The following is a 15,027-nucleotide window of genomic DNA, read 5'->3' on the forward strand; positions in this document are numbered from 1 at the left end:
ACAGTTCATGGACAGTAGCCTGGGTGCGTGCGATTCGGGGCGCTGGGGCCGCTGGCCGTGTGGACAGACAAGGGTGAGCCGGTCACGGTTCCCGGACGGAAGGTCCGGGGCCTGCTCGCCGCTCTCCTGGTCCACGAGGGCCGTGCGGTATCCGTCGACGGGCTGGTCGAGTCGCTCTGGGGCGAGGCTGCCCCCGCCGATCCCAGTGCCGCACTGCACGTTCGGGTCTCACAGCTGCGCCGCGCCCTCGAAGGGGCCGAGTCGGGCGGGCGGGACCTCGTGGTGTCCCAGGCCCCCGGCTACGCGCTGCGGACCACGCCCGAGGCCGTCGACGCCACAAGGTTCGCGGCACTGCTGAACGAAGCGGCGCAGACGGCCGACGACCCCCGGACCCGCGCCGGGCTGCTCGCCGAGGCACTGGGCCTGTGGCGCGGGCCGGCCCTGGCCGACTTCGCCGACGAGGAGTTCACCCGCGCGGCCGCGGCCCGGTGGGAGGAGCAGCGGCTGGCCGCCGTCGAGGCGCACGCGGAGGCCCGGCTGGACCTGGGTGAGCACCGCGAGCTGGCCGGCGAGCTGGGCGAGCAGGTGACCCTGCACCCGTACCGGGAGCGGCTGCGGGCCACCCACATGCGCGCCCTGCATCGCGCCGGCCGGACGAGCGAGGCCCTCGACAGCTTCCACCAGATGCGGCAGCAGCTCGCCGACGAGCTCGGCCTCGACCCCGGCCCGGAGCTCGCCGCGCTCCACCGCGCCCTCCTGGCCGGCGACCCCGCTGAGGCCCCGCCGGCACCGGCGGCCCCGGCGAACCAGCGGCCGGTCACCAACCTGCCGGCGCCGGTCACCGACCTGATCGGCCGCGAACCGGCGGTCCAGCGGATCCGGGAGCTGCTGGCGTCCGGCCGGCTCGTCACGCTCACCGGCCCGGGCGGGGTCGGCAAGACCAGCGTGGCCGTGGCGGTCGGCCGGGCCGTCGCCGAGACGTATCCGGGCGGCGCATGGCTCGTCGACCTCACCGCCTGGGACGGGCAGGGCGACCCGGCCGAGCCGGTCCTGGCCGCGCTGTCCATCCCGGATCCGCAGGGCGGTTCGGAACCGGCGGGTGACCGCCTGGCGACCGCGCTGGGGGACCGCCGGGCGCTACTGGTGCTGGACAACTGCGAACACGTGGTCGAGCAGATGGCCGGGCTGCTCGGCGAGCTGCTGCCGGTCGCGCCCGGCCTGCGGGTGCTGGCCACCAGCCGGGAACCGCTGCGGCTGCGCGGTGAGGCCCGCTGGGAGCTGCCGCCGCTGGACGTCCCCGACACCGACGACCCGGGCCGGCTGGCCCGCTCCCCCGCGGTACAACTCTTCCTGGCACGGGCCGGGCTGGCTTCGGCGCCGGAGACCGCGGCCGGCCTTGCGGTCGTGGCCGAGATCTGCCGGCGGCTCGACGGCATCCCGCTGGCGCTGGAGCTGGCCGCGACGCGGGTGCCCGCGCTCGGCGTGTCCGAGCTGGCCACCCGGCTGCGTGTGCCGCAGGACCGGTTCGGGCTGCTGCGCCACGGTCCGCGTGACGCGCCCGAACGGCAGCGCACCCTGGGCGCGGTGATCGACTGGAGCTGGCAGCTGCTGGCCGAGGACGAGCGGGCCGTGCTGCGCCGGCTGGCCGTCCACGCCGGCGGATGCACTCTCGCCGCGGCCGAGGCGGTGTGCGGCGGCGAGGTGCTCGACGTGCTGGCCGGGCTGGTGGACCGCTCGCTGGTGACGCGCACCGAGGGGCCCCGGTTCCGGCTGCTGGAGTCGGTGTCCGCGTATTGCCTGGACCGGCTGCGCGAGGCCGGCGAGGAGGACGAGCAGCGGCGCCGCCACGCCGACCACTACCTGGCCCTGGCGGAGCAGGCCGAGCCGCGGCTGCGCGGGCCCGGCCAGCGGGAGTGGCTGCACCGGCTGGACGCCGAGGCCGCGAACCTGCGGGTGGCCATGGAGACGTTCCGCCGTGCGGGCGCGGCCGTGCCGGCGCTGCGGCTGGCCAAAGCGCTGGTCTGGTACTGGTTCCTCCGCGGCCGCCTGGCCGAGGCGCGCCGGGCGCTGGCCGGCGCGCTGGCCGTGCCGGGGGACGCACCCGCCGCCCTCCGTTCCGCCGTCGAGGCATGGGAGGCCGGCCTGGCGATCCGGCAGGGGCAGGCCGGGCAGGAGCGTGCGTTCGAGGTGCTGCAGCGGTACGACCGGACGGCGGATCCGGCCGGCCGCGCCCGGGCCGAGTGGTTCCTCGCGACCTCGATCATCGACTTCGGCGACGCGACGGCCACCGGCGAGCTGCTGGAGCGGGCGCTGGAGACGTTCCGCGCCACCGGGGACCGCTGGGGTGAGGCTGCGGTGCTAGGCATCCGGGCCATGCTCGCCCACGTTCGGGTCGACCAGGACGCGCTGGAGCACGACGCCCGGCGCAGCGCCGAACTGTTCGGCGAGCTGGGTGACGACTGGGGTGTGCTCCAGGCGACCGACTGGCTGATCGGTCTGGCGGACATGACCGGCGACCACGCGGAGGCGGCCCGGCTGAGCCGCGAGGGCCTGCGCATCGCCGAGGACCTGGGGCTGTGGTCCGACGTGGCCGGCCGGCTGGGCTGGCTGGCGTGGATCTCGGTGCAGGTCGGCGACTACACACACGCCTACGAGTACGGCGAACAGGCGAAGCGGCTCACCGCCGAGCAGGGGCTCCGGGTGATCGAGGTGTTCGCCACGATCAGCCTGGCGTTCGCCGCCCGCCGGTCCGGCCGGCTGGACACGGCCGAGGAACACCTGCGGTGGCTGCTGGCGTCGGCCCGGCAGCAGCAGACCGCCGACAACTACCCGCCCTACCTGTCGATGGTGCTGGCCGAGCTGGGGTTCCTGGCCGGGCTGCGCAACGATCCGGCGGCGGCGCTGACCTGGCACCGGGAGGCCTTCGACGTGTGCACCCCGTCCGGCATGGCGTGGGCGCTGGTGGGCATGGCCGACGCCCTGGTGCTCGACGGGCGCCCCGGCCTGGCCGCGCAGCTGCTCGGGGCCGCCGACGCCACGCGGCAGAAGAACGGTCAGCCGATGTCGGTGTCGGAGCGGGAGGAGGTGGACCGGATCACGGCCGCGGCCCGTGCCGCCGAGCCCGGCTTCGCCGACCTGTTCGCGCGCGGCGGCGAGCACACGCCCGAGGAGGCCCTGTCCCTGCTGGACGGGGACCGGGCCTGAGTGTTCGCGCTTCGGCTACTCCGGGCTCGCTTCGGCTACTCCGGGCTTGCTCCGACTACTTCGGGGCGTAGACGTGGATGACGATCCCGGAGTCGAACCGGTGCAGGTCCGCCAGCTTCAGGTGGGTGGTGTCGAACCCGGCACCCTCGAACAGGTGCTTGCCGGCGCCGACGACGACCGGGAAGTACCAGAAGTGGAACTCGTCGATGAGGCCGTGCTCCACCAGGGTGCGGTCCAGCTCGCCGGTGCCGTACTTCAGGATGTTGCCGCCGGGCTGCTCCTTGAGCTTCGCGACCTCCTCGGCCACGTCCCCCTTGATGAGAGTGGCGTTCCAGGTGGTCTCGGTCAGCGTCCGCGACGCCACGTATTTCGGCATGCTGTTCATGAACTCGGCACCCTCGTGGTCCCGGCCCGACCACGCCTCCGCGAAGCCCTCGTAGGTCACCCGGCCCAGCAGCATGGCGTCCACGCCGGCCATCAGCTTCATGGCGTAGTTGCCGTGGTCCTCGTCCCAGTACGGCTGGCCCCAGTGCTGCGGCTCTGCGCGGGAGGCCGTGGACGGCCGCGTGTCGTCGATGATCCCGTCCAAGGACACGAAGGTCGACTCAATGATCTTGCGCATTGCCGCACTCCCGTCGATCCGCGCCGGCGGCCCGTTTCCGCCTGCCCTGATGACGACAAGCCTGCCGGGCCGCCCTTACGGTTTGCTTCAGGTCCGCCCCGCGGCCCGGCATTCGCCCTGCTCACGCCACTAGTCGCTGCTCCTCCAGCTCCGTCAGCCGCACGGTGCACAGGCCGCCGCGCTCGGCCTTCACGTCGGTCACCTTCAACTGCGTGCCGGGCGGGAGGATGTACTCCTCCTCGCCGGTGAACGCGGAGAACCTGCGAATGCCGACGGCCCGCACGGGGAGCACCTCGAAAAGCGTCCGCTTGCCGCGGCTGCCGAGGAACGCCTGGGCCACGCTGAGCTTCGACGTGCACGACGACACGCCCCACCACGTCACGGTCTGGCCGAGCGGATACTGCGACCGCAGGTCCAGCGACACCCCGCGCCACAGCGGCTCCTTGCGGGCGGGCAGTCGCGACACGGCCGAGAACAGCAGCCGCAGATACGGCAGATACGGCACGATCCTGCTCCGGTCCGGGTTGCGCAGGGTGGCGTTGATCTGCCGATAGAACGCCGACTCGCACGTGTAGATATACAGCGCGGCGACCTCGTCCGCGGACAGGCCGTCAACCGCGTCGACCGCCTTTTCGGCCTGCACCCGGCCGAACTCGTGCGACTGCTCCACGTGCCAGTCGAGACCCGACAAGATCTTGGCCGCCGGGGCGATCGCCTCACGGAAGTCCATGATCGGGGTGTCGAACACGCCGGTGATCGCGGGGAGGACGAGGCCCTCGTCCTTGACGCTGGCGAGCCGCTCCAGATAGAGCTTGTGCAACTCCATCGTGGAAGCGATGAACGCACCCATGCGGTCGGCGGTGCCCCCGTCCCGGCTGTTCCAGCCCTTGCTGGGCAACCAGTCGATCTCCCCGGTGCCGAGCGCGGCGAGCGCCGCGTTGACCACGGCGAAGTGCTCCCCGTCGCAGAAGATGTCGCCCTGCGCCGCCGGGTTGGGGTGGTCGATGTGCCGGACCTCCACCGCGGGGTACTTCTTCTGGAGGCGCAGCACGATGTTCTTCAGGTTGCGGGCGTGCGCGCCCCACCACGCGAACACCACACCTCGGTCCTCCTCGTCGGCGTCCTGCTTCGCCTTGAGGATCTCCTCGACGAGCTTCTCGACGACCGGCCGCCAGAAGGCGGTGTGCTGGTCGGTGGCCATCGCCCCGTCGCCGCTGGCGGTGAGTGACGCGTTCAGCAGCAGCACGCCCTGCGTGAGCATCGCCTGGAACCACTCCGGCGGCTGCACGGTGTCGTGCTGCTTGAGCAGCGCGCGGATGTCGGCGATCGGCGTCTTCTTCGCGATGCCGTATTTCCACATCGCCGCCGCCTTGATGATGCAGCGGATGCTGACGACCCTGCCGAACTGGCTGTCGGCCCAGTCGTGGAAGGTGTTGTCGAACATGGCGATGCCGGTGGCGCTCTCCGGCCGCGGATAGGGATTCTGGCCGAAGACGACGACCTTCCACTTGTGCGGCGGGTTGGGCTTGAGCGCCTGGAAGGTCAACTCCCGGACGGGCACCACCTTCGGGCTGCGTCCCGGACCGATGAACGTGGCCGCGGCCGGCTGCGCCTCGATGACGGGCTTCAGCAACGGCAGCCACGGCTCACCGCCGCCCTTGAAGAGCTCGGCGAGGGCCAGCGGGTCGTCGGGATCGGCGGGCGTCGGGGCGGTGCTGTCGCTCATCGTGGACTCCCGGAATTGGGCGGTGGAGGGTCGACGGCACGGCACAGTAACACCGACCTCCGACAATTTTTCGGCTCGCACGGCCCCGGTATCTTCATGCCGCCGAAGGCCCTCTTCCCCTGGATCGGAGTCAGCCCATGACCGTCAACCACGTCAAGCCGCAGCTCAGGGTGGTGCTGAGCGATGTCAACGCGAAGGTCGTCCAGGCGTGGATGTCGGCGTTCGCCGACACCCCCGAGGTCGAGATCGTCAAGGGCTCGATCGTCAACCAGCACGTCGACGCCTGGGTCAGCCCGACCAACTCCCGCGGTCGCATGGACGGCGGGGTCGACGCGGTTGTCAAGCGCCACCTCGGCGCGGGAATCCAGTTGCGTGTGCAGCGGGCGATCCGCGACGAGTCCGGCGGTTCGCTGCCGATCGGCAGCGCCGTGTGCGTGCCGTCCGGCGCGGCCAACCCGAAATTCCTGATCTCGACGCCGACGATGGAACAGTCGGTGGAGAACGTGCGCGAGACGCTGAACGTGGCCCTGGCCTGTGCCGCCGCGTTCCAGGCGATCCACATGCAGAACTCGCGGGAGCCGGACAGCATCCGGTCCGTGGCGCTGGTCGGCATGGGCGCGGCGACGGGCAAGGTCCCGCCACAGGTCTGCGCCAACCTGATGTGGGCCGGCTACACCCTGTTCAACGACTACTCGTTCCGCGACTACGAGGACCTGCGCCGGACGGTGACCGAACAACTCGCCGACATCGAGGCCCGCCCCGAGACCGAGCGGGTCCGGATCACGCCCCCGACGCAGCCCCACACCCGCGGCTGACCAGGTTCCGGCCGGTGGGGTGTCCCGCTGGCGGCCCGACCGCCGGAGTTCAGGCACCCACCCGGTCGCGCAACGGCCGGCCGACGCATTCCCGGGAGTCGGCACGGCAGGTGGACCGAGCTTCCCGAGCCACTCGCACGAACGCCCCCGGCCACGGACCAGCTTCATGATCGAGGGAAAGATCTGGCCGCCCTGGCAACCAGCTCTTTCCCTCAATCACGAGCACCCGACCGGTGCCCGCATACGTCCCGTCAAACACGGTCGTCGCCGGCGCCCAGGCGACCCGGCCACATCCGCCACAAGCGCACCGCTGTCCAGAGCCGCCTCAACGATCACAGCGCAGCTGCCGATCCGCGGGCAGGAGACCTTCGGATTGCAGCCTCGCGACCACCTCGTGCGGTGCTCGCAACTGTTCGCGCAGTGCGGCGGCCGCGGCCGGCCCCGGCATTACATCGGTCCGGCCGACTTGCGGCTACCGTGGTTGTGGCCCTATGGTGATACGCGAGAACCACAGAGGCCCCGAACACGGAAGCGGCGGCCACCCCGACTCGAAAGCCGGGCGACCGCCGCACCCGTTTCTGCATCCACACCGATCGCGACCCCATAGCTCCAACGCGCCCCGATAAAACGGGCAAGCTGGGACCAATGCGAACGGCCGGCGGAAACTGGAACGCTATTTCACAACCAGATAATCCAGTCACAGTTAGCTAGTGCCGCGTTCAGCAACACAGGAGGGTCCCTTCTCCCAAAAATGAGCAACCAGGATCATGGATCCTGGCGATACGCCGGTCGGCACCGCAATGCTGGTGAGCCATCGTGATCAATTTGTAACGGTCGTAACATATTGTCAGACTTAATGGCGAATTTAGCCTTCTCGCACATGGTGCACAGAATTCCGGTCAGATGCCCCCATTTCGGCCGGTGAAGCTGCCCGCTGCTGCCGGTACAGTCACGTACAGATCGAGCGACGGCACTCCCTGTCACATCGATGTCGCCGGTGTGCGCGTCCTCGCGGGACCGCCACTGGAGGCTGCGATGCCCGACGAAATCGCGCTCGCCATCGCCACCGCGCTCGCCACCAAAGGCACTGAGGCGGCCGTCGCCGAAGGCCGGACCGCCCTCGCCGCGCTTGCGAGGACGATACTCGACCGGTTCCGCCGCGGCAGCCGTGAGGCCGACGCCCTGCAGGAGGCGGCCGCCCGTCCAGGGGACCGGGAGCGACAGCTTGTCCTGGCCGAGCTGCTCAGCCGGGCGCTGGCCGACGACCCGCGGTTCGCCGGTCGCGTGCTCACCCAGTGGCGCGCCGTCCAGGAGGAGCTGACGCTCGACCGCGGTGCGGTGAGCAACCACTTCAGCGGCGCCGCGGACAAGGTCGTCCAGGCCAGGGACATCCACGGCGACATCACCCTCTGACGTGGACGGCGGACCGCCCCCTCCGGTGTCGAACGACCTCTCCGGCACCGTCCTGGGCCCCGCCGTGCAGGCCGGCTCCATCCGCGACGTACACATCCACCAGCCGACGACCTCCGCGCCGGTACCGCGCCAGCTGCCGCCGCCGGCCGCAAACTTCACCAGCCGGGCCGACACGCTCGCGCACCTCGACGCACTGATCGAGGAGGGCCGGACGTTCGTCGTGCTGACCGGGCCGGGCGGCGTGGGCAAGACCGCGCTAGCGCTGCACTGGGCGCACAGCATCCGGCGACGGTTCGTGGACGGTCAGCTCCACGTCGACCTCGAAGGGTTCGGCACCGCCGAGCCGGTCGACGTCGCCGACGCGCTCGGCGCGTTCCTCCGGGCGCTCGGCGTCGCGCCCGGCGGCATTCCCGCCACGGTGGCCGAACAGGCCGCGCTGTATCGGACGCTCACCGCCGAGCAGTCGTTGCTGGTGCTGCTCGACAATGCATTCTCGGCCGCCCAGGTCCGGCAGCTGATTCCCGCGTCGGCGACGAGCGCGGTGGTGGTCACCAGCCGACGCCGGTTGTCGGAGCTGGTTCCTGACGGTGCGCACCTCGTCGAGGTGTCACCGCTGCCGGCACGTGACTCGGTGGAGCTGCTCGCCCGGACCGTGGGGCCGCAACGCGTCGCCCGGGAGCGTCAACAGACTGAGCGGCTGGCCGAGATCTGCGGTGGGCTGCCGCTCGCGCTGTGTGTGGCGGCGGCCCGGCTGGCGGCCCGGCCGATGCTCTCCGTCCGCTACGTGGCCGACGAACTCGCCGACGAGGCGACCCGGCTGACCGGGCTCGGCGTGGCGGAAGGCCGCACGGTACAAGCGGCGTTCGACGTCTCGTACCGCCACCTCGACCCGGGTGCGGCCGCCCTGTACCGGCGGCTGTCCCTGCATCCCGGCACCGAGTTCGGGCCGGGCGTGATCCGCGCCGTCGCCACCGCGATCGACCCGGCGACCGCGCACCGGTCGATCGAGCCGTTGCTCCGAGCCAGCCTCCTGCAGGAGATCGACGAGGAGCGGTTCCGTTACCACGATCTGGTCCGGCTCCACGCCAGGTTGAAGGCCGACATGGACGAGCCGCGCAACGACCTGCGTACGGCGGTCCTGACGCAGGTCGAGTGGTACCACGGGGCGGCGCGACGGGCCGACGAGGTGCTGACCCCGTACCGGCGGCGCCCCGCATACACGCCGGTGACCGGGCCGACCTGCCTGCCGCGCTTCGACGCTCGTGAAGGGGCCCTGACCTGGCTGGAGCGGGAGCGGGTCAACGTGGTGGCGGCAGGGCAGGTCGCGCTGGAACTCCCGCACGCGGAGCTGGCGTGGCACCTGTGCGACGTCCTGTGGCCGCTGCTGCTGTTACTCAAACCGTCGTTACGGGACCGCTTCGAGATCCACCGGCGGGGCGTGACGGCGGCGCGGCTGTGGGGTGACGCCTGGGCCGAGGCCGTGATGCTGAACCGGCTCGGCCGGGTCTGTACGAGGCTGGGCGACGCCGAGGCCGCCGAATCGAACCTGCACGCCGCGATCCGGCTGTACGAAACCGCGGGTGATGTCCGGGGACGGCTCGACGCGCAGGAGGGCCTCGCCTCCGCGTACCTTGCGGCGGGTCGTGCCGGGCCGGCTGTGCACCTGCTGGAGGAGGTTCTCGCCGGAAGCCGTCGGCTCGGCGAGCCGCGCCCCCTCGGCCTGGCGCTGATCACGCTGGGCACGGCGCTGCCGAAGGTCGGCCGGGCGGCGGAGGCCCTCCCGCTGCTCAGAGAGGCCCAGGCCGTGTTCGACGGGTTGATCCACATCGACCCGTACAACGGAGTCCGCGCGACGGCGGGGCTCGCCGGCGCGCTGCTCGCCGGCGGCGAACTGCCCGGCGCGGAGGACGCCGCGAACGAGGCCGCGCAGCGGATGCGTGCCCTCGGCGCGGTGCACGAGGAAGCGGAGGTGACGGTGCTGCTCGGTCGCATTGCGCGACGACGCGGTGACGTCGCCGCGGCCCGGCGCCACTATCTGGCGGCGATCGAACTGTTCGCCGCAGCGGGATCGCCTCGGGCGTCGGCGGTCCGCGACGAACTCCGATGTTCGGAAGAGTCGGGATGAGACGGCGTTCACCGGGTTCCACCTGGATTCGGGCCGCGACCGCTTTCCGGACCACCGCCGTCAGCGGTCCGGGCCGAGGAACCGGGGGGCCGGGACCGGCTCGGGCCGTCGGTGCCGCCCCGGGACACGCAGCCGCAGCAACCGGTACATGGTGCGCCGGATCTGCGGGCCGGCCTGCCCAGGACGGGACGTCAGCGCGGCGGCGACGGCCGGCGCGTCGAGCGGGCGGGCAGCGCGCACCTGCGGCAGGAGCGCCCGGCCCGGGTCGAGCCGGGCGGCCGCCGCGGCAACCAGTTCGTGCGCAGAGCCCGGTGCGGTCGCGGCCCGGCGGCCACCGACGTACAACAGCGGCCGCCCGATCGCCGCGGCGTACACGGTGACCGAACCGTGATCGCCGATCAGGCAGTCGGCCGCGATCACGAGGCCGCGCCAGTCAGCGGTCGGATCCAGCAGGAGCAGACCGGCGTCGCGGCAGTCACGCAGCCATGCCGACACCTGCCGGCGGCCATGGGCACCCCAGACGGCCGGGTGCAGCAAGGCGGCCACGCGGAACCCGGCCGGCAGCTGGTCGAGCAGTCGTGGGAGCAGATCCGGCGTGCCGCCGAAGAGCCCGTCGCCGCCCCAGGTGGAACTGACCACGACCAGCCGATGGGCACCGCCGAGACCCATGGCGTCGCGGTACCGCTGGCGCAGTGGCAGGCTCACGACCAGCCGGTCGAAGCACGGGTCACCGGCGAGCACCGCGACGTCGAGGGCCTCCGGGCACTGCCGGCTCAGCACCTCACGCTCGTCCTCGTGCGCCAGAATGAGCGCAGACGCCAGGACCCGGCCGTCGCGCGTGAGCCGTGCGCCGTCCAGCCCGTACACGACGGGGTCCGCGAGGACCGGACCGCCGGCCCGCCGGGGACGGGAGCGTTTCCCGCGCCCGGCGCCGTGCGCCATGACCACGATCGGAGCATGCAGCTCGTGCAGTCCGCCGTAGGCCGCGGCGACCGCCAGGTCGAAGCGGTGCCGGGTCGCCTGTTCCCACGGCAGTACACAGGCGCCCAGCTCCGCCAAAACCTGCGGCACCGCGTGGTTGAATACGTCGGGCGCGACCGTGAAAACGACTTGAATGCGTGAATCACATTCAATGTGATCGACGATGTCGAGCAGCCGGTGACAGGTGGCGAGCGTGTGCACCACGATGAGTACAGATCGGCAGCCAGACCGAGTAATCCATGCGTCTGAGTCAATACCAGTCGGCACTCTGAGCCAGTCCTGCGCGATCATGGAAACAACCCCCTCAGCGAGCTTCGCGGTAGAGGAAGCGTGCGGCACACCGATTGCCTGACGCATTGGTCAGGACCTTGCAATCCGCTTGCCGACCGACTGGACGGCGCGGTGTCGGTTCTCCGTCTATCTGCACATCGGCTTGGCGCGATCCACCGTGCGGGAACACACTGAAGGCGACCGCAGGGGACGGTTGGGGGGTAGCTGTATGGACTTCGTGATCCTCGGTCCCACGGCACTGCAGGCCGACGGGCGACGCATTCCGCTCGGGGCGGCGAAGCAGCGCGGCATGCTGGCTGTGCTGCTGTATCACGCCGGAGAAAACGTTCGGGTCGACACGATAACCGAATTCCTCTGGTCAGATCATGGCCAGACCGACCACCGGACGAATATGTACGCGCTGGCCAGCAGAATCCGCGCAGCACTGCACCGGGTCGGTCTGGGACATGCGTTGCTGCGGTCGCCGAGCACGAGCGCCTACCGGCTCGACGTCGACCCCGGGATGGTTGATTTTCATCGGTTCCGGCGACTCGTGTCCCAGAGCCGCGCCGTCGCCGAACAGCGCGATTTCAGAACCGCGTCGGAACTGCTCGGCGATGCGGTTCTCCTGTGGCAGGACGAGCCACTCGCAGACCTGCGTACCGCGCCGGCCGAACACCTTCGCGAAACCATGAGCAACGCACTGCTGGAAGCCCGCAAGCTTCTGGTGACGAACCGGTTGCGGCTCGGACAGCATCATCGGGCACTCGTCGAACTCGAGCCGCTCATGGGCGCCGACAACGTCGACGAAACACTCGCCCAGCTCTGGATGGATGCATTGTGCGCGGCCGGCCGGGATCACGACGCGCGCAAGTACTTCCACGCGTTCCGGCGCCGGTTCCGCCGGCTGATGCGCGCGGAGCCCGCCGTCGAACTGCCGCCGGCGACGCCTGGCGCAGGTGACCACGCCACCGTGGTCGTGCGGTCCTCGCCGCCGGCGAGCACCGCCCCGCCCAGACAACTGCCCAAGGACGTCAGCGACTTCACCGGGCGGGAGCCGCTGCTGGCCGCCATTGACACGCTGATCCGACCGGACGGCACCGGCGTGGTGGCGCTCAGCGGCATGCCGGGCGTCGGCAAGACCAGCCTGGCGGTCCACTGGGCGCACCGCCATCGGCATCGCTTCCCGGATGGGCAGCTCTATCTGGACGCGAACGCCTACGGGCCGACCGCGCCGGTCGACCCCGAAGAGGCGCTCGGGCGCTTCCTCGAGGCGCTGGACGTGCCGGCCGATCGGATGCCGGTCGGCCTGGACCGGCGAAGGAACCGGTTCAACCAGTTGCTCGCGGGCCGGCGGCTGCTCGTCGTGCTCGACAACGTCCGCGACTCCCGCCAGGCACGACCACTGATCCCCAGCGCGGCCGAATGCCTCACCGTGATCACAAGCCGGACCCGGCTCCGCGGCCTGACCGTCCGCGAGGGAGTGCCCAGCATCACCGTTCCACCGTTGCCGGACACCGACTCCTTCGCGTTGCTCAGCCGGACCGTCGGTGCCGACCGGGCCGACGCGGAGCCGGGCCCGGTCGGCGCGCTGGCCCGGCTCTCCGGCGGGCTCCCGCTGGCACTGCGCATCATCGGCGAGCATGTCGCCGAGCGTCCCCGGGCGGCCGTCGCCGACATGGTCGACGAGCTCACCGCCCGCCTGCTGGACGCGGACGGGGAAGACGACGAGGAGGCGAGCCTGCGGACCATGTTCGCGTGGTCCTATCAGGCGCTCGTCCCGGAAGCGGCCCGCCTCTTCCGGATGCTCGGCCTGTACCCCGGTACGAGCATCGGACCTGAGGCGTCAGCGGCGCTGCTCGGCACCGGCGTCACGAACGCGGAGGCCCTGCTCGACATCTTGGCGAGAATGTGCCTGATCAACCACGACACGGCACGCAGGTACCGGCTGCACGACCTGCTCCGCCGGTTCGCCGCCGACCGGGCCGACGAGGACGACCCGGACGTCCGCACCGACGCCTTGCGGCGGCTGTTGGACTGGTCGCTGTTGAGCGGCGTCAACGCGGTGGCGGTCCTGGCACCCGACCGGCAACCGGTGCCCGACCTCCCCGCAGCGACCACGGTCCGGCCGCAGACGTTTGCCAGCGACACCGACGCCATGACCTGGTGCGAGGTGGAGCGCGAGAACCTCGCCGCGGCCAGCCTGTGGGCCGGGCGGCACGGCTTCGACCGGCATGCGTGGCAACTGCCCGAGGTGCTGGTGGAGCGGTTCCAGCGGCGGGGGCATCAGGAGGAGGTACTTCCCCTGCTCAAGTCCGCCCTCGCCGCGGCCGAGCGCGACGGGCACCACGTCGCCCAGGTCGGCACGCTGAACAACATCGGCACCGCGTACTTCGCGCTGCACGACCATGCGAACGCGGCGGCCAGCATCGAGCAGGCGCTGCAACTGGCCCGCCGGATCGGCTTCGCCGAGGCGGAGGCGGCTTGCCTGCACAACCTCGCGACAGTGCACCTCAGCGACGGCGACGCCGCGCTCGCCGCTCGTATCCACCGTGACGTGGTCACCGTCTGCCGTGATACCGGCAACCCGATGGGCGAGGCGTCGGCGCTGCACAGACTCGGCGACGCGTTGCGCCAGATGGGTGAGCACCACGAGGCGGCCGCCCACTACCTCGCCGCGCTGGGCCTGCGTGAGCGCACCGGTTCACTGCGCGGGCAGGGCGCGATCCACCGCGCGCTCGCCATGCTGTACCTGGACCTCGACCGCCCCGACCTGGCGCTCGGCCACGGCGAGCGCGCGCTGGACATCCACGGCGGCACCAGGGACGATCCGGGCCTCTGCGATGCGCTCATCACCATGGCCGACATCCATCGCCGGCTTGCGCGGCCCGACGCGGCACTGCGCGACGCCGAGCAAGCGACCGCGCTGAGCCTCGATCTGGCCGACACCCGCCGCAGGTGCCATGCCCTGACCGTCCTGACCGACGCCCTCACCGCGACGGGCGACGAGGCGCTCGCAGCATGCCGCCGCGCGGAGGCGTTGGCGCTCATCGAGGAGGTCGACGATCCGCAGATGCGCCCGATCCGGGAACGGCTCCTCGCGGTGCGGCACGCAGCGACGAACGCACGCCCCTGTCCGTCCGGTGCTCCATGATCTCACCGCGCTCATGGTTGATTCGTCAGGGAAGCATGATCCCGTTTGAGATCCATTTCATGCATCCGCTCCGGGTCTTTAGCAAGTCGGCGCCTACATTGCCGGAACCAACTACGAGCCAAACGATCCAGCCCGGGCACGGAAAGGGGGACAACGGCCAACGGTCCTGGGTTTCGGTCCGCTTCATCGACGGCTACCGTCCGCCCAAACGGGCGAACGTCCCAAAAGTTACCGACCGACAAAAGATATGGCCGGCCATCTGCGACTACGCGAGATCGTGGTTGAGGAGGCGCGGGCAGAGACCTGCGACTTGGCGCAGGCGCGTGTAGCGGCCGGCTCGCCAGGAGGCAGCACGCGTCCCGGCCGGAGCACACCGCCGGACACCGACAGCTGGCATCGCCTGGCGCCCAGTGCACACGACATCCAGTGCACACTGACCCCGTTGAAGACGGCACGCTTCACGGACGTCCACGACCGCCGCCCCCGACCGTGCCCACACACCTCCCGTCAAGCATGGTCGTCGCTCGTGAACAACGCCGCGCTCTTCGGGGGCGTGGGTGGGCGAAGCCCCCACTGGGGGCGAGCGAAGCGAGCGCGAGGAATCCACAGCCCCGCAGGCGAAGCCTGCAAGCAGACTCCACCCAGGGATCCCGAGCGGCGATACCGGAATGTATACGGCGACGTAGACGTTTCCGTCTTCGACTGGATACCATCAGA

General features: G+C 71.2%; 8 protein-coding genes. 5 read left to right on the forward strand and 3 right to left on the reverse strand.

Annotated features, from left to right (window positions below; genetic code table 11):
• Positions 1–27 precede the first annotated feature (27 nt).
• Positions 28–3,204, forward strand: coding sequence for a BTAD domain-containing putative transcriptional regulator (locus Dfulv_RS40650; protein ID WP_259859136.1), 3,177 nt, complete (start codon positions 28–30; stop codon positions 3,202–3,204).
• Between the two features lie 55 nt (positions 3,205–3,259).
• Here the strand turns inward: Dfulv_RS40650 and Dfulv_RS40655 are convergent, their stop codons facing one another.
• The gene (locus tag Dfulv_RS40655) at positions 3,260–3,826 is read right to left on the reverse strand and encodes a dihydrofolate reductase family protein (protein ID WP_259859137.1); all 567 of its coding nucleotides are present in this window, start codon (positions 3,824–3,826) and stop codon (positions 3,260–3,262) included.
• A 121-nt stretch (positions 3,827–3,947) separates the two neighbouring features.
• Positions 3,948–5,552, reverse strand: coding sequence for an ADP-ribosyltransferase domain-containing protein (locus tag Dfulv_RS40660; RefSeq protein ID WP_259859138.1), 1,605 nt, complete (start codon positions 5,550–5,552; stop codon positions 3,948–3,950).
• A gap of 137 nt (positions 5,553–5,689) precedes the next feature.
• Between Dfulv_RS40660 and Dfulv_RS40665 the strand changes: the two genes are divergently transcribed.
• The 3 genes from Dfulv_RS40665 (at position 5,690) to Dfulv_RS40675 (ending at position 9,905) form a co-directional block, all read left to right on the forward strand.
• A complete protein-coding gene (locus Dfulv_RS40665) occupies positions 5,690–6,367 on the forward strand; it encodes a macro domain-containing protein (RefSeq protein WP_259859139.1) in 678 nt (225 codons plus the stop codon).
• A gap of 1,035 nt (positions 6,368–7,402) precedes the next feature.
• A complete protein-coding gene (locus Dfulv_RS40670) occupies positions 7,403–7,780 on the forward strand; it encodes a hypothetical protein (protein ID WP_259859140.1) in 378 nt (125 codons plus the stop codon).
• Between the two features lie 25 nt (positions 7,781–7,805).
• Positions 7,806–9,905, forward strand: coding sequence for an ATP-binding protein (locus Dfulv_RS40675; RefSeq protein WP_259859141.1), 2,100 nt, complete (start codon positions 7,806–7,808; stop codon positions 9,903–9,905).
• A gap of 60 nt (positions 9,906–9,965) precedes the next feature.
• Here Dfulv_RS40675 and Dfulv_RS40680 read toward each other — a convergent pair whose 3' ends face one another.
• Positions 9,966–10,976, reverse strand: a complete 1,011-nt coding sequence (locus Dfulv_RS40680) for a hypothetical protein (protein WP_259859142.1) — start codon at positions 10,974–10,976, stop codon at positions 9,966–9,968.
• A gap of 703 nt (positions 10,977–11,679) precedes the next feature.
• Here Dfulv_RS40680 and Dfulv_RS40685 point away from each other — a divergent pair.
• On the forward strand, positions 11,680–14,310 hold the full coding sequence (locus tag Dfulv_RS40685; protein ID WP_259869160.1) for an ATP-binding protein: 2,631 nt from the start codon (positions 11,680–11,682) through the stop codon (positions 14,308–14,310).
• Positions 14,311–15,027: the final 717 nt, after the last annotated feature.

It is taken from the genome of Dactylosporangium fulvum (assembly GCF_025137375.1).
GTDB classification, from domain to species: Bacteria; Actinomycetota; Actinomycetes; order Mycobacteriales; family Micromonosporaceae; genus Dactylosporangium; species Dactylosporangium fulvum.